Annotated in this window: 13 protein-coding genes; 9 read left to right on the forward strand and 4 right to left on the reverse strand. The window is 75.1% G+C overall.

Features of this window, described 5'->3' with window-relative positions; translation table 11 throughout:
• Nucleotides 1-66: 66 nt before the first annotated feature.
• From ABD437_RS29975 to ABD437_RS29995, 5 genes are read left to right on the forward strand one after another with little or no spacing between them, the layout of a single operon-like run.
• The gene (locus ABD437_RS29975; protein WP_344652291.1) at nt 67-1,029 is read left to right on the forward strand and encodes an alpha/beta hydrolase; all 963 of its coding nucleotides are present in this window, start codon (nt 67-69) and stop codon (nt 1,027-1,029) included.
• Nucleotides 1,026-2,468, forward strand: a complete 1,443-nt coding sequence (gene fumC / locus ABD437_RS29980; RefSeq protein WP_344652292.1) for a class II fumarate hydratase — start codon at nt 1,026-1,028, stop codon at nt 2,466-2,468. The genes ABD437_RS29975 and fumC overlap by 4 nt, the downstream gene beginning before the upstream one ends.
• A complete protein-coding gene (locus ABD437_RS29985; protein WP_344652293.1) occupies nt 2,468-3,697 on the forward strand; it encodes a threonine/serine exporter family protein in 1,230 nt (409 codons plus the stop codon). Before fumC ends, ABD437_RS29985 begins: the two co-directional genes overlap by 1 nt.
• On the forward strand, nt 3,691-4,383 hold the full coding sequence (locus ABD437_RS29990; protein WP_344652294.1) for a YoaK family protein: 693 nt from the start codon (nt 3,691-3,693) through the stop codon (nt 4,381-4,383). The genes ABD437_RS29985 and ABD437_RS29990 overlap by 7 nt, the downstream gene beginning before the upstream one ends.
• Nucleotides 4,373-5,644, forward strand: coding sequence for an MFS transporter (locus tag ABD437_RS29995; protein WP_344652295.1), 1,272 nt, complete (start codon nt 4,373-4,375; stop codon nt 5,642-5,644). Before ABD437_RS29990 ends, ABD437_RS29995 begins: the two co-directional genes overlap by 11 nt.
• Nucleotides 5,645-5,650: 6 nt before the next feature.
• Here ABD437_RS29995 and ABD437_RS30000 read toward each other — a convergent pair whose 3' ends face one another.
• A complete protein-coding gene (locus ABD437_RS30000) occupies nt 5,651-6,688 on the reverse strand; it encodes a thiamine ABC transporter substrate-binding protein (RefSeq protein WP_344652296.1) in 1,038 nt (345 codons plus the stop codon).
• 96 nt (nt 6,689-6,784) lie between these two features.
• Between ABD437_RS30000 and ABD437_RS30005 the strand changes: the two genes are divergently transcribed.
• Entirely contained in the window at nt 6,785-8,518 is a 1,734-nt protein-coding gene (locus tag ABD437_RS30005; RefSeq protein ID WP_344652297.1) for a thiamine pyrophosphate-dependent enzyme, read from the forward strand.
• A 6-nt stretch (nt 8,519-8,524) separates the two neighbouring features.
• The gene (locus ABD437_RS30010) at nt 8,525-10,504 is read left to right on the forward strand and encodes a hypothetical protein (protein WP_344652298.1); all 1,980 of its coding nucleotides are present in this window, start codon (nt 8,525-8,527) and stop codon (nt 10,502-10,504) included.
• Here ABD437_RS30010 and ABD437_RS30015 read toward each other — a convergent pair.
• Entirely contained in the window at nt 10,498-13,251 is a 2,754-nt protein-coding gene (locus ABD437_RS30015) for an ATP-binding protein (protein ID WP_344652299.1), read from the reverse strand. The genes ABD437_RS30010 and ABD437_RS30015 overlap by 7 nt on opposite strands.
• 97 nt (nt 13,252-13,348) lie before the next feature.
• Here ABD437_RS30015 and ABD437_RS30020 point away from each other — a divergent pair, with 97 nt between their 5' ends.
• Nucleotides 13,349-15,250 (forward strand): helix-turn-helix transcriptional regulator, encoded by a 1,902-nt coding sequence (locus ABD437_RS30020; protein WP_344652300.1) that lies wholly within the window; start codon nt 13,349-13,351, stop codon nt 15,248-15,250.
• 14 nt (nt 15,251-15,264) lie between these two features.
• Here the strand turns inward: ABD437_RS30020 and ABD437_RS30025 are convergent, their stop codons facing one another.
• The gene (locus ABD437_RS30025) at nt 15,265-17,994 is read right to left on the reverse strand and encodes an AAA family ATPase (RefSeq protein WP_344652301.1); all 2,730 of its coding nucleotides are present in this window, start codon (nt 17,992-17,994) and stop codon (nt 15,265-15,267) included.
• Between the two features lie 168 nt (nt 17,995-18,162).
• Between ABD437_RS30025 and ABD437_RS30030 the strand changes: the two genes are divergently transcribed.
• The gene (locus ABD437_RS30030; RefSeq protein WP_344652302.1) at nt 18,163-18,876 is read left to right on the forward strand and encodes an alpha/beta fold hydrolase; all 714 of its coding nucleotides are present in this window, start codon (nt 18,163-18,165) and stop codon (nt 18,874-18,876) included.
• 3 nt (nt 18,877-18,879) lie between these two features.
• Here ABD437_RS30030 and ABD437_RS30035 read toward each other — a convergent pair whose 3' ends face one another.
• Nucleotides 18,880-19,899 (reverse strand): AraC family transcriptional regulator, encoded by a 1,020-nt coding sequence (locus tag ABD437_RS30035; protein WP_344652303.1) that lies wholly within the window; start codon nt 19,897-19,899, stop codon nt 18,880-18,882.
• Nucleotides 19,900-20,027: the final 128 nt, after the last annotated feature.

Genomic DNA, 20,027 nt, shown 5'->3' on the forward strand with positions numbered 1-20,027 from the left:
GGGCGCTTCCGACCCGTCGACGCGGTCATGCTCGGTTCGTCCCCGAACGAACCGAGGAGCGTCGTCATGCCCGCGAACCCACACAACGTCTCGCTCGAGCCCGCCGCCCAGCAATTCGCCGAGGCCACGGCCGAGCCGCCCTACCTCTACGAACTCGCCCCCGCCGACGGCCGCAAGACCGTCGACAGCGTGCAGGACAGCCCGATCGACAAGCCCGAGATCGACGAGAAGTGGATCACGGTGGACGGGGGCCCGACCGGCTCGGTCAAGGCGCGCATCGTCAAGCCGAAGAACGCCGCCGGCCCGCTGCCGGTCGTGCTCTACACGCACGGCGCGGGCTGGGTGTTCGGCGATGCCCACACCCACGACCGGCTGGTCCGTGACCTCGCGGTCGGCACCGGGGCGGCGGTGGTGTTCCCCGAGTACGACCGGGCCCCGGAGGCCAAGTACCCGATCGCGAACGAGCAGTCGTACGCGGTGGCGACCTGGGTCGCGCGGCACGGTGCCGACGAGGGCTTGGACAGCTCCCGGATCGCGATCAGCGGTGACTCGGTCGGCGGCAACATGGCGATCGCGCTGACGCTGATGGCCAAGGAGCGCGGTGACGTCTCCTTCACAGCCCAGGCGCTGTTCTACCCGGTGACCGACGCCGGCTTCGACACCGACTCCTACCACCGCTGGGCCGAGGGGTACTGGCTGACCCGGACCGGGATGAAGTGGTTCTGGGACCAGTACACGACCAGCGAGGAGGACCGGGCCCAGATCACCGCGTCACCGCTGCGGGCCACCCCGGACCAGCTGCGCGGCCTCCCGCCGGCGCTGATCATCAACGCGCTCGAGGACGTCCTGCACGACGACGGCGCCGGTTACGCCGACAAGCTGCGCGCCGCCGGGGTGCCGGTCACCCACGTGACGTACTCCGCGATCATCCACGACTTCGTGATGGTCAACTCGCTGCACGACACGGACGCGTCCCAGGCGGCCGTCGCCCAAGCCGTCGCGTTCCTGAAAGCGGGGCTGAGCGCATGATCCCGCAGCTCCGAGACGTCCCGATCGGCCTCACCGACACCGGCACCCGGCGCGAGTTCGACAGCATGGGCTCGATCGACGTGCCCGCGGACCGGTACTGGGGCGCCCAGACCCAGCGTTCGCTGATCCACTTCTCGATCGGCCGCGACCGGATGCCGGTGGAGGTGTACCACGCCTACGGGTACGTGAAGAAGGCCGCTGCGCTGGTCAACCAGGCCGCCGGGCGGTTACCGGAGTGGAAGGCCCAGGCGATCGTGCGTGCCGCCGAGGAGGCCATCACCGGGCAGCTGGACGAGAACTTCCCGCTCTTCGTCTGGCAGACCGGGTCGGGCACGCAGAGCAACATGAACGTCAACGAGGTGCTGTCCAACCGGGCCATCCAGCTGCTCGGCGGGCAGCTCGGTTCGCAGGAGCCGGTGGGCCCCAACGACGACGTCAACATGGGCCAGTCGTCGAACGACTCGTTCCCGACGGCGATGCACGTCGCCGCGGTCACCGAGCTCGACGACCGGCTGCTGCCCCAGGCCCGGCAGCTCGCCGCCACCATCGAGGCCAAGGCCGCGCAGTGGGCCGACGTGGTCAAGATCGGCCGCACGCACCTCGAGGACGCGGTCCCGCTGACCGTCGGCCAGGAGTGGTCGGGCTGGGCCGCGCAGCTCCGGGCGTGCATCACCGCGATCGAACACAGCCGCGAAGGCCTCTACGAACTGGCCCTCGGTGGCACCGCGGTCGGCACCGGCCTCAACGCCCCCGCCGGCTTCAGCCGGGACGTCGCGGCGAAGATCGCCGAGCTGACCGGCAAGCCGTTCGTCACCGCGCCGAACAAGTTCGCCGCGCAGGGCTCGCTCGACGCGATCGTGCGCGCGCACGCCGCGCTGCGTGGCCTCGCGGTGGCGTTGATGAAGATCGCCAACGACATGCGCTGGCTCGCGTCGGGGCCGCGGACCGGCTTCGCCGAGCTGCTGCTGCCGCAGAACGAGCCCGGGTCGTCGATCATGCCGGGCAAGGTGAACCCCACCCAGTGCGAGGCGATCGTCATGATCGCGATCCAGGTGCTCGGCGACGACAGCGGCGTCGCGTTCGCCGGGTCGCAGGGCAACTTCGAGCTCAACGCGATGCGGCCGATCATCATCAACAACGTCCTGCACTCGGCCCGGATCCTCGGCGACGGGATGGAGAAGTTCCGTACGTTCAGCGTCGAGGGCACCGAGCTGAACCGGAAGAAGATCGCCGGGTACCTCGGCGAGAGCCTGATGCTGGTCACCGCGCTGAGCCCGGTCATCGGGTACCAGAACGCGGCGCACATCGCCGAGGCCGCGCTGGCCGACGATCAGACGCTGCGCGCGGCCGCGCTCGCGTCCGGCAAGGTCACCGCGGAGCAGTTCGACCAGATCGTGCAGCCGGAGAAGATGGTCGGCCACGGAGTGGGCGGAGCCTGATGACCGCCACCCCGACCGGTACCGCGGGTACCGCGGTGATCGCGGACGCGGTGAGCGTGCTGCATTCCAGCGGCGCCGAGACCGATCGCACGCTGGAGCGCGCCGAGCAACTGGCCCGCGCGGTCGGGGTGGAGCGGATGCACCTCGAGCCGGGCTGGTCGGTCTCCGTCCTGGAGACCGGCCCGCCCGTGGTGGCGGTCCCCGCGGCCGTGGCCATGAACCGGGTCGTCGCCGCCGACCGGGCCATCGACGACCTGGCCGCGCACCGCACGAGCGTGGAACAGGCCCGGGAACGGCTGGCCGCGGCGGCCGCGCTGCCGCCGGTGAACGTCGCGGTGTTCGCGGCGGCCTGCGCGGTCGGAGCGAGCGGGCTGGCCGTCCTGCTCGGCGTGCGGCACGTGGAGACCGTGCTGCTGATCGCGGTGTCGGCCGCGGCCGGCGCGGTGCTCCGCCGCGCGATCGGCCGCCTCGGCGGCAACAACTTCTGGCAGGTCGGCGCGGCGGCGCTGCTCGCCGGGCTGATCGGCGCGCTCTCGATCGTGCTCGACGACAGCTCGGCGCTGCGCCTGGCCGCGGTGTGTCCGTGCATGGTGCTCGTGCCCGGCCCGCACCTGCTCAACGGCGCGCTCGACGTCGCCGCGTACCGGATCCCGCTCGGGCTGGCCCGGCTCACGTTCGCGTCGGTGACGCTGCTGTGCATCGGCACCGGGCTGCTGCTGGGGCTCGGGGCCGTCGGCGCCGACCTGGCGCCCGACCCGGCGGGACGCGAGGTCCCGCTGCTCGTCGACGTCGTGGTCGCCGGCGTGGTGGCGGTCTGTTACGGCGTCTTCTACTCCGCGCCGCTGCGGATGCTGGCCTGGCCGCTGGTGGTCGGCGGGCTCGTCCACGGGGTGCACTGGCTGGCCCAGGCCCGGCTGCACTGGGACGCCGCCTCGTCGGCCGGCCTGGCCGCGCTGCTCGCCGGGCTCGTCCTGGTCCCGGTCTCGCGCCGGTTCCGGGTGCCGTTCGCGGGGATCGGGTTCGCGTCGGTCGTCTCGATGATGCCGGGCGTGCTGGTGTTCCGGGCGATGAGCGCGTTCGTCCAGCTCCGGCCCGACGACGGAGCCCTGCTCGTGCGGGCGGTCGACGACCTCACGCTGGCCGGGGCGACCGTGGTCCTGCTGGCGCTGGGGCTGCTCGTCCCGGCGGCGATCGACCGCGCGGTCCGGCGCGGGCGGCCCCGATGGTGACCCGGGCGTTGCCGCTCAGCCTGAGCTTCCTCGCCGGCCTGGTCGACGTCACCACGTTCGTCAGCCTGAACGGGCTGTTCAGCGCGCACGTCACCGGCAACGTCGTGGTGATCGCCGACCACGTCGTCACGGGCCGGAGCATCGGGCCGGCCGTCGCCATCGCGGTGCCGCTGTTCGTCGCGGTCACGGTGGCCGCCACGCTCGTCCGGGACCGGCTGGGCGACGACCGGAGACGCTCGACGAGCGTTTTCCTGACCGCGCAGACCGTCCTCGTCGCGCTCGCCGGTGCGATCGCGCTGTTCGGACCGGCGGGCGCGGCGGGCCTGCTCACCGGCCTCGCCGCGGTGGCCGCGATGGCCGTGCAGAACGCCATGCTCCACCTCGACGTCCGGCCGGTGCCCTCCACCGCGGTGATGACCGGCAACGTGGTCGCGGCCGGCATCGCCGCCACCCGGCTCCTGACCGCACGGGACGCCGCCCGCGACGACGCCCGCCGCTCGTGGTCGGCGCACTGGCCGCTGATCGCCGGGTTCTTCGCCGGCGGCCTCGTCGCGGTCGCCGCCTACCAGGCCATCGGCGCGGGCGGCTGGCTACTGGCCGTCGCCGCGTCGATCGCCGCCACACTCACCTGGCGCAGCACCGCGGTCCCGGCACCACAGCCCGAAGGAGACACCCGTGGATCGTGATGGACTGAGCGTGATGCCGGAGACGGCGCGTGCGCCCGTCGCGCGGCGGCGGGGTACGTTCCGGGCGCTCTCGTCGCGTCCGTTCCGGCGGTACTTCGCCGGTCAGGTCGCCTCGGCCAGCGGCACCTTTCTGCAGCAGACGGCGATCGGCTGGCTCGTCCTCCAGCTCACCCACTCACCCAGCACCCTGGGGCTGGTCCTGGCCGTCGGCGGGATCCCCTCGCTGCTGTTCGGCCCGTGGGGCGGCGCGCTCGCGGACCGGATCGACCTGCGCCGGCTGCTGCTGGCCACGCAGGCGCTGTACGCCGTCTGCGCCGGCCTGCTCTGGGTGCTCGCGGCCTCCGGGCACGCGTCGGTGCCCGCGATCGTCGCGATCAACGTCGTCTCCGGTGTCGTGTCGATCGCGGACTCCCCGGCGCGGCAGGCCTTCGTCAGCGCGTTGGTGCCGCCGGACGACCTGGCCAGCGCCGTCAGCCTCAACGGCGTCGTCGTCAACGGCGCGCGGGTGATCGGGCCCGCGCTGGCCGGTGCGTTGATCGTCACGGTCGGGACGACGCCCTGCTTCGCGGTGAACGCGGTCTCGTACCTGGCCGTCATCGTCGCGTTGCTGTTCGTCCGGCCGATCGCCACCGCACGCCGACCGGCCGGCGGCTCCGGCGTGCGTGCCGCGCTGACGTACGCCCGCGGCCGGGAGCAGCTCTGGGTGCCGCTGGCGATGATGGCGCTGGTCGGGCTGCTCGCGTTCAACTTCGCGGTCATCCTGCCGGTGCTGGCCGACCGGACGCTGCACGGCGGTGGGGGCACCTACAGCCTGCTCTCGACGATGCTGAGCATCGGCTCGGTGGCCGGGTCGCTGGCGGTCGGTCTGGTCCGCCATCCGCGCCGCCGGTACCTGGTCGCGGCGGCCACCGCGTTCGGCGTCGGGCTGGCGTCGACCGCGGTGGCCCCGGGCACCCTGGCCGCCTGCGTGACGCTGCTGGTCACCGGCGTGGCGGCGTTCTGTTTCGTCACGCTGTGCTCGACGACGTTGCAACTGCACTCGTCGCCGGCGTTCCGTGGCCGCGTGATGGCGCTGTGGGTGTTCGTCTACCTCGGCACCACGCCGATCGGGAGCGCGCTGACCGGCTGGATCGTCTCGGCCGGTGGGCCGCGGGCCGCGCTCTGGGTGGGCGCCGGTGCCTGCCTGGTCGCCGCGTTGATCGCCGCGCGGGTACGCACGCCCCCGCACCCCGACGACGCCTACACCGACCTCGCGCGGTGACCGGCGTCAGCGCAGCACCGACGCGGTCCACTCGGCGATCCACGCGTCCCGGTGCTCGTCGATCTCCCCGGCCGGCACCGTGAGCGGCCGGGCCGGGAGCGGCGCGTACTCGGTGAACTCGCGCGGTAGCGGGGTGTCGGGCCGGACCGGGAACATGAACTCCTGGAGCGGCAGGTCGCGCTGGAACTCGGCCGAGACCAGGAAGTCGATCAGCTTCCGGCCGCCGGCCGGGTTCTCCGCCCCGGCGAGCAGCCCGGCGAACTCGATCTGCCGGAAGCAGGTGTCCACCAGCACACCGGACGGGGCGGTCGACGGTCGTTCGGCCGCGTAGAGCACCTCGGCCGGTGGGCTCGACGCGTAGGACACGACGAGCGGCCGGTCGCCCCGGCCCTGCGAGCCCACCGTGAACCGCTGGTCGTACGCCTCGCTCCAGGTGTCGGTCACCAGCGCCCCGTTCGCCCGGACGCGCTTCCACCAGCCCGCCCAGCCGGCCGGGCCGTACGTGGCGACGGTGCCGAGCAGGAACGCCAACCCCGGCGACGAGGTGGCCGGGTTCTGCACCACCAGCTGGTCGCGGTAGGCGGGCCGGGTGAGGTCCTCGAAGCTCCGCGGCGGCGCCAGCCGGTGCTCGGCGTACCAGGCCTTGTCGTAGTTGACGCACACGTCGCCGTAGTCGACCGGGTTGACGGCCGGGTCCAGGTCGAACTGCCGGGGCACGGTGGCCGGGGCGCGGTACGGCGTGAAGATCCCGGCCTTCACCGCCCGCGAGAGGAACGTGTTGTCGACGCCGTAGAGCACGTCGCCCTGCGGGTGGCCCGCGCTCAGGATCGCCTGGTTGACCAGCGCGCCGGCGTCACCGGAGCGCAGTACCCGCACCCGGAGACCGCTGCGGTGCTCGAAGTCGGCCAGCACGGCGGGGCTGACCCGGAACGAGTCGTGGGTGAGCAACGTGACGACCGCCCGGTCGTCCGGCGACGAGCAGGAGCCGATCGCCAGCGAGGCGGCGACGCAGATCAGCGCCAGCAACCGTCTCACGGGCGTCATGCTAACGCCGGGCCCGCCTTGGGTCAGATGACGGATGCGCCGTCGCGGTCGCTGGGCTTGGCTGGGACCGTCAGCGTCCGCCGGAAGGAGCCTCGCGTGAGCCACACCGTCGCCGATCAACTGGTCGCATTTCTCGCCGACGCCGGTGTGCGCCGGATCTACGGCATCGTCGGCGACAGCTTGAACGCGTTCAGCGACGCCGTCCGGCGCAGCGGCCGGCTGGAGTGGGTGCACGTCCACAACGAGGAGGCGGCCGCGTTCGCCGCGTCGGCCGAGGCGCAGGTCACCGGTCAGCTGGCGGTCTGCGCCGGTAGCTGCGGGCCGGGCAACACGCACCTGATCCAGGGTGTGCTCGACGCCCACCGGTCCGGGGCGCCGGTGCTCGCGCTGGCCTCCCACATCGCGTCCCGCCAGATCGGCACCGGGTTCTTCCAGGAGACCAAGCCGGAGGCGCTCTTCGCCCCGGCCAGCCACTACTGCGAGACCGTCGCCCAGCCCGAGCAGCTGACCCGGATGGCCCGGTTGGCGGTGCAGAACGCGGTCGGCCGGCGCGGCGCCGCGGTGCTGGTGCTCCCCGGTGACGTCCTGGCCGCGGACGCGGTCGGGTCCGGCGGGCCGGAACGCCTGGTCACCGCGGCTCCGCGGACCGCGCCCGACCCGGCGGAGATCCGCGAGCTGGCCGACCGGATCACCCGCGCCGACAAGGTCGCGATCTTCGCCGGTATCGGCTGCGCCGACGCCAGGGCCGAGGTGCTGGAGCTCGCCGGGCGGGTGCAGGCGCCGATCGGTCACACGTTGCGCGGCAAGGACATCTTCGGCTGGGAGAACCCGTTCGACGTCGGCATGACCGGGCTGCTCGGCTACGGAGCCTGTTACGAGGCCCTGCACGACGCCGACCTGGTGCTGCTGCTCGGCACCGACTTCCCCTACGACGACTTCCTGCCCGGCGCCCGTACCGTCCAGGTCGACCGCGACCCGGCTCGGCTGGGGCGGCGCACGCCGCTGGTGCAGGGCGTGGCCGCCGACGTCGGGCTGACGCTGCGCGCGCTGCTGCCGTTGCTCGAGCAGCGCACCGGCCGCAAGTTCCTCGACCGCATGTTGCGCCACACCGAGCACACGCTGCGCACGGCCATCGAGGCGTACACCGACGAGCACCACCAGCGCACCCCGATCCACCCCGAGTATCTGGCCCGCCTCGTCGACCGGGCCGCGGACGCGGACGCGATCTTCACCGTCGACACCGGCATGTGCTGCACCTGGGCGGCCAGGTACCTCACGCCGACCGGGCGGCGCCGCATCCTCGGCTCGTTCGTGCACGGCTCGATGGCCAACGCGCTCCCGATGGCGTTCGGCGCGCAGCTGGCCGCGCCGGGCCGCCAGGTCGTCTCGTTCTCCGGCGACGGCGGGCTGGCGATGCTGCTGGGCGAGCTGCTCACGGTCAAGCAGCACCGGCTCCCGGTCAAGACCGTCGTGTTCAACAACTCCAGCCTCGGCATGGTGCGGCTGGAGATGATGGTCGCCGGGGACCCGCCGTTCGAGACCGACCACGAACCGGTCGACTTCGCGGCGATCGCCGCCGCCGCCGGCCTGTACGCCGAGCGGGTCACCGACCCCGCTAACCTGGCGGGCGCGGTCGAGAAGGTGCTCGCCCACGACGGCCCCGCGCTCCTGGACGTCGTCACGACGCCCGACGCTCTGGAGGTGCCGTCGCACGTGACCGTGGCCGAGGCCAAGGGATTCGCGCTGTCGCTGGGCAAGACCGTGCTCGGCGGCGGGGTGGGCGCGGCGATCGAACTGGCGCGGCAGAACGTCCGCAACATCCCGCACTGAGCGCACGTGGACGAACTGGCGCGCCGTCGCGTTCCGCCGATCCTGGCCGAGCAGCTCGAACACGGCTTCGGTCAGGTCTCGGCGGCGGCCCGGCAGGTGGCCGGCGTGGCCGCGTTGCTCGGCCGGCGGTGGCGGCCGGAGGACGTGGCGGCACTGCTCGGCCGGCCGGAGTCGGCGGTCCGCGCGGCGGCCGCCGAACTGGCCGCGGCCGACCTGGTCGACGCCGGGAGCTACGCGTTCCGGCACGAGTCGTTCCAGCGGTTCGCCGTCCGGTTCGTGCCACCGGCCGACCGGCGCGGCCACCGGCGGGCCTGGGTGGACCTGCGGCTGGCCGCCGGAGCGTCCCCGGTGGAGGTGGCGTCGGTGCTCGCCGTGGTGGCCGAGCCCGGCGACACCGACGCGGTCGCGATCCTGGCCGCGGCCGCCCGCGCGCTCGGCGAGAACACCCCGTCCCCGGCGGCGGACCTGTATCTCCGCGCGCTGGACCTGGATCCGCCCGGGACGCCCGCGCACGCGCGGCTGGCCGCCGAGGCCGCCGTCGCGCTGTGGGCCGCCGAACGCGGCGCGGACGGCTCCGCGGTCAGCGACGCGTCGCTGCGCGACTTCCCGGACGCCGCGACCGAGGCCGGCGCCCGGCTCGAGCTGGCGCTGCGGGTGGCGAACTACTCCTCGGTCGAGACGATCCGGCAGTGCCGGCTGGCGCTCGCGCTGCCCGGCCTCGGCGCCGAGCTGCGTGCGCGGCTGCTCTCCCTGCTTATCGGCGCGCTCTACACCGCCGACGAGTACGAGGACGTGCCCGAGCTGCAGGCGCCGGCCCGGGCGGCGGCCGGCCAGACCGACGACGTCCAGGCCCAGCTGACGACGCTGGAGTCGGGCTCGGTCGTCGCGTTCTACGCCGGCGACTGGGAGGCGGCGCTGGCCGCGCAGGACGAGGCCGACGCGCTCCGGACACTCACCCGGACGGCGGCGCCCCGGCCCGCTCCGTACGACCTGTGGCCGTGCATGCTGCTCAGCGCGGTGGGGCGGGCCTCCGACGGGCTGGCGCTGGCCGCGCCCGCGGTGTCCGGGCCCGGTCTGGCGATGCTGCGCTGGGGCGCGGTGCGCGCGCAGCTCCAGTTCAACCTGGGCCGGGTGACGCTCGCCCAGGCCGAGGCCGACGGCGTCCGCGAGTTCGCCGAGGTGGTCGACCCGGACGGCTTCGCCGGAGTGCTCGTGGCCCGGGTGCGCGCACGGGTCGCGGCGCGCCGGGGCACGGCCGACGACGTGGCCGACGCGCGCCGCGAGGTGGCCGCCCGGCTACGCAGCGAACTGCGCTGGCAGCGGGGCACCGCCCTGCTCGACGCCGCTCTCCTGGCCGAACGGGCCGGTGACGAGGACTCCCTCGCCGAGCTGATCGGCCGGGTGGGCGAGAACCGCGAACCCGAAGGCGTGCGCTTCTTCGCGGGTTCGGACGCCGCCGACGAGTTGCTCGTCGCCCGGCTGGCGCTGCGTGCCGGGCACGAGGCCGTCGCGTTGGACATTCTGGACACTTTCCACCGGCTCGAGCTCCGGAACCCGCGGCTGCCGTTCCTGCACGGCCTGACCCTGCACCTCACCGGGCTGGTCCACCGCGACCCCGGCCCGATCCTGCGCGCCGCGACCGCGTACGCGGCCTGCGACCGGGTCCTGATCCGAGCCGACGCCTACGCCGACGCCGGGGCGATGCGGATACCCGGCGGACCGGACGACGACACCGCGCTGCACCGGGCGCTGCGGCTCTACCGCGCGGCGGGGTGCCACCACGACGTCGCCCTGGTCCGGGACCGGCTGGCCGCCGCGGGCCGGCCGGTCGGACCCGTCGACGAGCCGCCGGGCCCCGAGGCGCGCGCCGCCGATCTCGCCGCGGCCGGCGCGAACACCGGGGAGATCGCGGCGGCCCTCGACGTCCCGCCGCCCACCGTCCGGGCGCTGCTCCGGCTGGCCGCCCGCCGCCGGCCGGGTCAGTGATCCTCGGTCAGCACGATGCGGGCCAGCTCCACCCGTGAGCGGATGCCGAGCTTGGCGTAGGCGTTGCGCAGGTGCGTGCTCACCGTGTGCGGGGAGAGGAACAGCCGGTCGGCGGCCTCGCGTTTGGTGGCGCCGCGGCCGATGATGCGCACCACCTCGAGCTCGGTCGCGGTGAGCGCCGCCCAGCCGGTGAGCCCGCGGGCCCGCCCGGCCCGGCGGCGGTGCACGCCCAGTTCACGCAGGAGCGCGCGGATCCGGGCGGCGTCGCGGTGCGCGCCGTGCGCGGTGAAGAGCAGCAACGCCCGGTCCAGGTAGCCGACGCCGGCCTCGGCCAGCCGGCCGGCGTCCTCGAGCGCGGCGGCCAGCGCGAGTGGACGGTCGCCCGGCTCCAGCAGGGTGACGGCCCGGTCGAGGAGGGACGCGCTGCGCTCGGCCAGCCCACGGGCGTGCGCCTCGCCGGCGACCAGCGCGGGCAGGTCGGGGTTGCGCGCGGCGTCGGCGGCGGCCCTGGCCACGACCCGGTCGGCCAGCCGCTGGTCACCGGCGCGCAGCGCGATGCGGACCAGCAGCGCGGGGTCACCCGGGTCGGGCGGCTCGGCCAGCCACGGGCCGACGCTCTCCAGCCGGGCCAGCGCGGGCGCGGCCAGCTCCAGCGCCCGCGCGGGCTCGCCGTGGGCGTCGGCGACCAGCGCGGCGAGCCAGGCACCGGTGCAGCGCACGGCGAGCGAGTCGGCGTCGAGCATGCGTTGCGCGTTGCGTGCCGCCGTGGTGATTCCGGTCTCGTCGCCGATGGCCAGCGCGGCCCGGCCCGCCGTGTAGAGACCGACGATCGCCGCGGTGTGGTCGGGCTCCATCGTCTCCGGGCGTTCCGGCACCGCCGCGGCCAGTTCGGCCGCCTCGGCCAGCGCACCCGCGTCCAACTTCAGGCGCGCCCGGAGCGCGTGCTGGAAGAAGTTCCGCGCCGGCTCGGCGTCGATCGCGGCGAGCGCGGTGCCCACCTCACCGGCCATGGTCGCGCAGACCACCGTGAGCAGCGCCGGGCTCCACAGCAGCGGCGGCGGGCCGCCCGCGAGCACCGCACGCGCCGCGGCGAGGGACTCCCGGGCGGCGGTGATGCCCTCGGTGTGCAGGCGGACGCAGGCCTGCGCCGCCAGCAGCGCGGAGACCGCCTGGACGTCGCCGATGACCCGGGCCAGCCACAGTGCGCCGGGCACGAACGGGGCGGTGGCCTCGATCTCGTAATCGCGGATCCGGATCAGCAGCTGGGTGGCCAGCAGCCGGACCCGGGTGCGGGCGGAGATGCCGGTCAGGCCGAGCGCGGTGGTGCTCTGCCGCACCGACTGCACGAACGAGTACTCCCGGTGGACGACCGCGATCGACAGCCGGATGCTCGCCTCCACCTCCGGGTCGAGCGGGCCCTGCAGTGACCGTTCGGCCAGCGCGAGCCCTTCGGCGACGCGGTCGGCGAGCACGTGTGCGCCCACCGCGTCGGCGATCAGCGTGCCCCGGTCGCGGTACTCGGGCGGCGCCAGCTCGAGCGCACGGGCCAGCAGCTCGGCGGCCCGTTCGGGCGCGGCCGCGAGCGCCGCCCGCCGGAGCAGGCCCACCGCGGCCACGTCACCGGGCAGCGCCGAGTCGAGCAGCGCGTCGGCCACCTCGAGCACCGGCCGGCCGGCCGCCAGCTCGACGTCGACGGCCTGGCGGCGTAACGCGCGGACCAGGTCGACCGGCAGGTCGGCGCTCAGCGCCTCGCGGACCAGCCCGTGCCGGAAGTGCTGCTGCTCACCGTCGGACGTGAGGATGCCTTCGCTCGCCAGCTCGCCGAGCGGGTCGGCCAGGGCCGCCGGGGAACGGTCGAGCAGCGCGGCCAACTGGCTGACGGTGAACCGGTCACCGACCGCCGCGCCGATCCGGACCGCCTCCTGGGCCGGCTCGGAGAGCCGCTCGACGCGGCGGCTGATCACCGCGCGCAGCCGGCCGGGGACCGTGCCCGACGGCTCGGCCAGGCCGCGCAGCACCTCGACGAGGAGCAACGGCTCGCCGCCGGCCCGGTGGACGAGATGCCGTTCACCCGGTTCGAGCGGGCGTCCGAGCACGTCCGACGCGACCGCGTCGACGGCGTCGTCGTCCAAGGGGTGGAGCGTGCGAACCGTCGCGCCGGCCGCGGCCAACCGGGCCGTCGTCGGGTCGGCCTCGGTGAGCCGGCTGGTCAGCACCCAGGCGACGCGATGGCCCTCGAGGCGTTCCGGGAGCGTGCGCAGCACCAGCCGGGTGACGTCGTCGGCCCAGTGCAGGTCGTCGACGGTGATCAGCAGCGGCGCGCTGCGGGCCGCCCGTTCCAGCCGGTCCTGGAGCTCCTGCAACAGCGCGAACCGCTCGTCGGTGCCGGTGGCGAGGCGGCGGGCGAGATCACCGCCGAGGATCTCCTCGACCGGGCCGTGCACCGCGTCGAGCAGCGGCGCCAACGGCACCAGCCGCGTCTCCGCCTCGGCCGCACCACCGAGCGTGCGTACCCCGGCCGCGCCGGCCAGCCCGTGGACCTCGGCCAGCAGCCGGCTCTTGCCCGACCCGGCGCCGCCCTGGAACACGACGACGCCACCGCGGCCCTCGGCCAGGCGATCGAGCAGCCCGGTCAGGACGTCGAGTTCGGCGTTCCGGCCGCGCACCGGAGACGGTCGGCGCCGGGTGCGGCGCGCCGCGTCCGCCGGGACGCCGACCGCCCGCTCCGCCGCCATCGCACCCCCCATTCGTCGTTCCTCCCCGATGGTGCCCGCCCCGTCGCGGCTCGAAAAGCGGGCGTTCGAACGAGGTATCGTCCGGGTGCTGACCGGAGTCAGGAGTGACGTGCCCGCACTGCACGGCCGAGCCGCGGAGATCGGGCTGATCACGGCGGCGCTGGCCGCCGTCGGCCGGGGCAGCGGCGACACGATCCTGGTCGTCGGCCCCCGCGGCTCCGGCCGGACCGCGCTGCTCGCGGACGCCGTCGCCAGGGCACCCGAGCACGGCGTCACGCCGCTGACCGAGCTGCCCGCCACTCCCATGGGCGAACAGCCACTGCTGGTGGCGCTGGACGACCTGCACACCAGGGACGGGGCCACCCTGCGTGCCCTCCGGCGCCGGCCCGCCACCGCGCCGATCCTCTGGCTGCTGGCCTCCGACCCCCGCCCGTCGTCGCCGGACGCCCGCGCCACGCTGGCCGCCCTGGCCGCGTCCGGCACCGAACTCACGCTCGCCCCGCTGCCCATCGACGCGATGCGCGCGATCCTGCGTGACCTGGTCGGCCCGTTCGACGACGAGGTGGCGGCGCTGGCCGAGCGGAGCGGCGGCGACCCGGGCCTGCTCGTCGGTGTCGTCGACGCGCTCCGGGACTCGCTGACGACCTCGGGTGGCGTCGCCCGGCTGGCCGGGGACCGCCGTCCGGAGCGGATGCGTGGGCTGGTCGAGGCCCGGGTGGAGCAGCTCTCGCCGTCGGCCAGGGCCACGCTCGAGGTGGCCGCGACCCTGCCGCGGCGCTTCCGGGTGGGCGACCTGGCCCAGGCGTTGCGTCGACCACCGGCCGCGCTGTGGGGCCCGGTGGCCGAGCTGACCGCGGCCGCGCTGCTGGTCGACCGGGACGGCCCGCTGGAGTTCCGGCAGGCCGTGCTGCGCGACGCGCTGGCCGGTGCGCCGCCGACGGCCGGCCGTCCGGTGATTCCGCCGGCCATCACGGAGGCCTACCGGCGCTTCGACTGGGAGCAGACGCTCACCCGGCTCGACGCCGAACTCACCGCCGCTCCGGACGCGGGCCGCGGCCTTCCCGGCGCCGCCAGGGCGTTGTTCTACGGCGGCGTCGGCTGGGCCGAGTCGGCGCTCACCGAGGTGCGCGACCGCGGTGACGGCGAGCGGCTCTGGCAGAAGGTGCGGTTCCGCCTGCTCTGGGACGCCGGCCGGCTGACCGAGGCCCGCGCGCAGCCCATCCCCGGCCTCGACCCGGCCGACCCGGTGGACGCGGCGGTGCTGGACGCCGCCGGTCGGCTCGCGCTCCGGTCGGGCGATCGGGCCGGCTACGAGCGTGCGGTGGCCACGGCGGCCTCGTCCGCGGCGACCGGCCACGCCGCGTTCGGCCTGGTCGGCGCGTGGCTCGCCGCCCTGAGCGCCGACGACCCACGACGCGCCGTGACGCTGGCCGCCACCGGCGAGCTCTTCACCGGCATCGACCTGCCCGCCGGTGTGCTCTTCGACCCGGCCGACCAGCCCCGGTACGTCCGGCTGGCACTGGCCGCCGGCGCGACCCGGGAGGCCGCGCTGGCGGTCGAGCTGGCCGAGCGGCGCGCCGAGCGCAACCCGCGGTTCACGCTGCTGGCCGCGGCCGCGACGCACGCCCGCGGCCTGCTCGAGGACGATCCGGCCGGGCTGCTCACCGCGGCCGCGCTCTACCGCGAAACCTCCCGCCGCCTGGACCTCGCCGCGGCCTGGGAGGACGCTGCCCGCCGCGGCGCCGACCCGGCCCGGCTGGACGCCGCCGCGGCGCTGCTGGAGCAGGCCGGTGTCCGCCGTCCCCGGGCGGCCGGCAGCGGACAGCCGCTCACCGCCGCCGAGCGTCGGGTCGTCGAGCTGGTCGTCGCGGGCGTGACCAACCGGGAGGCGGCCGCGCAGCTGCGGTGCTCGCCGCACACGGTGAACGCCCGGTTGCGGCGTGCGTTCGCCAAGCTGGGCGTGCACTCCCGCGTGGAACTGCTGCAACTCGCCGCCGACGACGAGCTCTGACCCGCCGTCCACGGTCAGGCCGAGTCCTCTGTGGGCGGATCGAGGCGGGCCAGTACCTCGTGCAGCTGGGCGCGGGAGGAGATCCGGAGCTTCGGGTAGATCCGGTACAGGTGCGAGCTGACCGTCCGGTGGGAGAGGAACAGCTGCTCGCCGATCTGGCGGTTGGACTTGCCGCTCGCGGCCAGGCGGGCGATCTGCAGTTCGGCGGCGGTCAGGTCGGTCAGCCCGGCCGACGGGGGCGCGTCGCCACGGATGCCGGAGCCGAGCAGCTCGGCCCGGGCCCGGTCGGCCCAGAGCGGCAGCCCCAGCGCGGTGAACGCGGCGTGCGCCGCGGCCAGCTGGTGCCGGGCGTCGGACACCCGGCGGCGTCGCCGCAACCATTCGCCGTAGCTGAGCTGCAGGCGGCTCCTGGTGAACGGACCGGTCACGTGTTCGCTGCTCAACGCGGTCCGGAACAGTGCCTCCGCGGTGTCGTCCGCGGCGAGCAGCGGCCGGGCGTAGAGCAACGCCATCCGGGCCCGCGGGCTCCCGGTGCGTTCCGCCGTGACCTCGACCCGCTCGATCAGCGGCTGCACCTCGTCGGTCCGCCCGGCACGCACCGACGCCTCGGCCAGGTCGCCGATCACCCAGCTCCCGGCCAGCGCCGAGCAGGCCGGGTCGCCGGCGGTGAGGAGCCGGAGGAAGGCGTCGACGGCCTCGCTGTACTGCCCGGCCGTCAGCAGCGTCAGGCCCCGGGCCACCTGCACCTGGGCGAGCAGCCGCCCGGCGCCGTGCGGCTGGACGACGTGCTCCACCCGGTCGATCGACGCCAGCGCGGGCTCGGTGCCACCGCGCACGCCCCCGACCACCGCTTCGGCCAGCGCGCTCGACGCGGAGCACCGTGGACGGCCGGTCCGCCGGGCCAGCCGGCCGGCCTCGGTGGCGTCGTCGAGCGCCGCCGACCACTGCCGGAGCTGGACGTGCGCCCAGGCGCGCTCGGTGAGTGCCTCGGCGAGCATGCTCTGCCGGTGCTGCGCCTTGAACCGGCGGGCGGCCTCGGTGAGCAGCGGAACCGCGAGCGCGAACTGACCGACCGCGGCGGCCGCGGTACCGAGCAGCCGGTTGCGGTCGCCGGGGGTGGGCCCCTCGTCCGCCACCGGCAGGTCGGTCAGGAGCTCGGTGAGGCGCCGGGCGGTGGCCTCCGGTGCGGCGAGCGCCTCGACCGCGAGCCGCTCGGCGACCGGCAGCCGGCCGGCGGCGGCTCGCAGTGCCTCCCGGGCTCGGCGGCCCGGATCGGTCCAGCGGCTGTGTTCGGCCACCGTGAGCAGCAGCGAGCTGGCCGCCTCCGGTGCGGCGTCCGCGGCGTGGCGGGCGGCGTCGCGGACCACGGCGGGTGCGGGCGGCGTCGGCTCCTGGGCCAGGCGGAGCAGTCGCACCCGCTGCTGGTCGGCCGGTGCGAGCGGCAGCGCGTCGGCCAGGTCGGCGGTGCGCAGAGCGTCGTCGCGGTCACCGAGCTGATCGGCGAGAACGGCGGCGTCCACCAGCCGGCGGCCGCGGTGCTCCGGGTCGGCGGAGAGCCCGGCGGCGGCCTCGTAGCACCGTGCGGCCAGCGCGACGCGGCCGCGCCGGCGCACCTGTTCCGCCACGGTGTCCAGCGCGTCGGCGAGCGCGGCGTCGGGTCCGGAGGCGATCGCGGCCCGGTGGTAGACGCGCCGGTCGATGCCGGTGCCGTCGTCGGCGTGCGGCTCGAGGACCTGGACGAAGGCCTGGTGGGCGCGGTACCGGTCGGCCCGGGACGCGTCGGCGTAGATCGCCCAGCGCAGCAGCGGCTGGGTGAACGCCGGCCGCCCGGCGGTGAGCGTGACCAGGCCGCCGTCGAGCGCGGGCAGCAGCTCGGCCGGCTCCACTGGACGCCCGGTGAACCGCGCGCCCGCGGCCAGCAGCTCGGCCAGCGTGCCGCCGGCGTCGGCGGCCAGCAGCAGGAGCAGTGCCCTGGTCGAGGGCCGGAGCCCGAACAGTTCGCTGGCGAAGGCGTCGGCCAGCCGCGGGGTGAGCGGTACGCCGTCGAGCTGGTCGGTGCGGGCGCCGCGGCTGCGCGGCAGCTCACGCAGGGCCAGTGGGTTCCCGGCCGCCTCACGCAGCCAGCGTTCGCGCAGGACCGCCGGCGCGTCCGGGTGCTCCTCGGCCAGCAGGCGGACGGCGAGCTCGGCCGGGAGCGGCCCCAGTCGCAGCTCCGGCCAGTCGAGCCCGGACCGCGGCTCCGGGCTCGACCGGCGGGCCACCACCAGCCCGACCGGCTCGCCGTCCAGCCGCCGGGCGACGTACGCCAGTGCGCCGAGCGTCTCCTCGTCCAGCCACTGGGCGTCGTCGACCAGGAGCAGCAGCGGCTCGTCGCGCCCGGCCGCGGAGAGCAGGTCCAGCGTGGCCAGCGCCACCAGGAACGGATCGGCCGCCGCCCCGCCGAACGCCGTGCTCAGCGCGGCCGGGAGAGCGTTCGCGCCGGCCAGCAGCGGACGCAGCAACCGGTGCAGGCCGCCCCACGCCAGCGCGAACTCCGGTCGGCACCCGGCGACGCGCAGGACCCGCGGGCCACCCCGCTCGGCGTACGCGGCGACGAGGTCGAGCAGGAGGGTCTTGCCGGTCCCGGGTCCGCCGCGCACCGAGAGCGCCGCGCCGCCGGCCGCGTCCACCAGGCCACGCAGGCGGTCCAGCTCGGCTTCCCGGCCCAGGGGCGCCGGCGCGGTCTCTCGGGCTACGACTGTCATGACCGTACTGTCGGCGCCTCCGCCGCCGGGCACATCGCACGATCGTGTGCACACATGTCCGACGTAGTGAACCGCCGTGCGAGACGCAGTAAATCGACGGATGCGTGGTCCGGGCCGGACGCAGCAGCATTCGGGTCGAACCGGTCCCGCCGACCCGTAGGAGTTCCCATGCCCGGTCCCACGATCGTTCTCGTCCACGGCGCGTTCGCCGACTCCGCGAGCTGGGCACCGGTGACCCGGCTGCTGCTCGACGCCGGGTACGACGTCCGGGTGCCGCCGGTGTTCAACCGCAGCCTGTCCGGCGACGCCGCGTACATCAAACGCTTCGTCGAGCAGATCGACGGCCCGGTGCTGCTCGCCGGGCACTCCTACGGCGGCGCCGTGATCACCGTCGCCGGCGTGGCCGAGAACGTGGTCGGCCTCGTGTACGTCTCCGGGTACGCGTTGACGGAGGGCGAGAGCCTCGGCCAGCTCCAGGGCGGTTTCCCCGACTCCGACCTGGCCGCCAACCTGGTGTACGAGCCCTACACGCTGCCGGACGGCACGGACGGCACCGACGTCTCGGTGAAGATCGACGCGTTCCCCGCGATCTTCGCCGCCGGTGTCGACCCGAGGACCGCCGAGGTGCTCGCGCACTCGCAGCGGCCGCTCTCGGCGATCGCGTTCGGTGAGGGTGCGACCGACGTGGCGTGGAAGTCCAAGCCGGCGTGGGGGATCGTGTCGACCGCCGACCACACGATCAACCCGGACGTCGAGCGCTTCGGCTACCAGCGGGCCGGGCTGCGCGGTGTCGTCGAGATCGACGCGCCGCACCTGGTCATGCACTCGCACCCGGCCGAGGTCGCCGCGGTGATCACCGACGCGATCGCCGACCTGGCCTGACGGTCAGCCGCTGCGGTCGCGGCGGACCTGGCTCGGGGTCGTGTCCGTCCAGCGCTTGTAGGCCCGGCGGAACTCGCGGGGATCGTGGTAACCGAGCTCGGCCGCGATCTCCGTGATCGACCGGCGGGTGTTCGTCAGCAACGTGTCCGCGTGGCGGCGTCGCACCCCGTCCTGGATCGCGCCGAAGCTGTGCCCGGCGTCGGCCAGCCGGCGGTGGAGGGTGCGGGGGCTGACGCCGAGTTCGGCCGCGACCTGCGTCGCGGTTTTCCGGCGGCGGAGGTCGGCGCGGAGCGCGCCCTCGACGGCGGCGACGAGCGCGTCGACCGGCTCCGGGTCGAGCAGCGCCCGCGTCGCGCTGAGCGCGGCCTCGAAGTGGGTCGCGTTCGCGGTGGGGATGCGTCGCGTCTCGAGGGTGCGGGGGAGCGTCAGCGTCGTGCGGTCGCTGTCGAACGTGACCGGGAAGCGCCAGAGCCGCGCGTACGCCGACGCCCACGGCGGCGGTGGGTAGGACAGGTGCGCGGCCGCCGGCCCGGACGACGCGCCGAACGTCAGCCGGATCAGCGTCACGATTCCGGCGAACGCCTCCTCGGTGAGGAACACCAGCAGGTCCGGCTCGCGGGTGCGGGGTACGAGCTCGACGACGGTCTCGTCGCCGGTGTGGGTGCTGAAGAAGTCGACGAGCGTGCCCGAACCCTGGTGGTAGTCGAGCGCGACGCGGATGGCCTCGGCGACGGTGGCGGCCGAGCGCATGGCGATCCCGAGCGGCCCCCAGGTGAGCAGCGGGTCCCGGTTGCCGATCAGCAGGCCGAGCGGCCCGGCGGGCAGCGTGGCCAGCGCGCGGCGGATCACGGTGATCGCCTGCCGGTAGGACACCAGCGTGCCGGGCTCCTCCAGCCGGGCCCGGTCCAGCCCGGTGCCGGCGAACCAGGCGCCGGTGGCCACCTGGTGCTGGTCGGCGACATCGAGCAGGCCGGTGAGCACCCCGGGCGGGATGGTGGCCCGCGAGAGCGTCCGGTCCTCCACGGGCTCCGTCCTCGCCAGGTAGGTCTTCGCGCCACGACGGGGGGCAATGTTGCCACAAGCGTCGTGCGACGCACATCGACCAGCGGTTTTGTTCTTACGTTCTCCCACGTTCGCGCATCGACGGGGAG

The sequence above is a fragment of the Cryptosporangium japonicum genome, assembly GCF_039524755.1.
GTDB lineage: Bacteria > Actinomycetota > Actinomycetes > Mycobacteriales > Cryptosporangiaceae > Cryptosporangium > Cryptosporangium japonicum.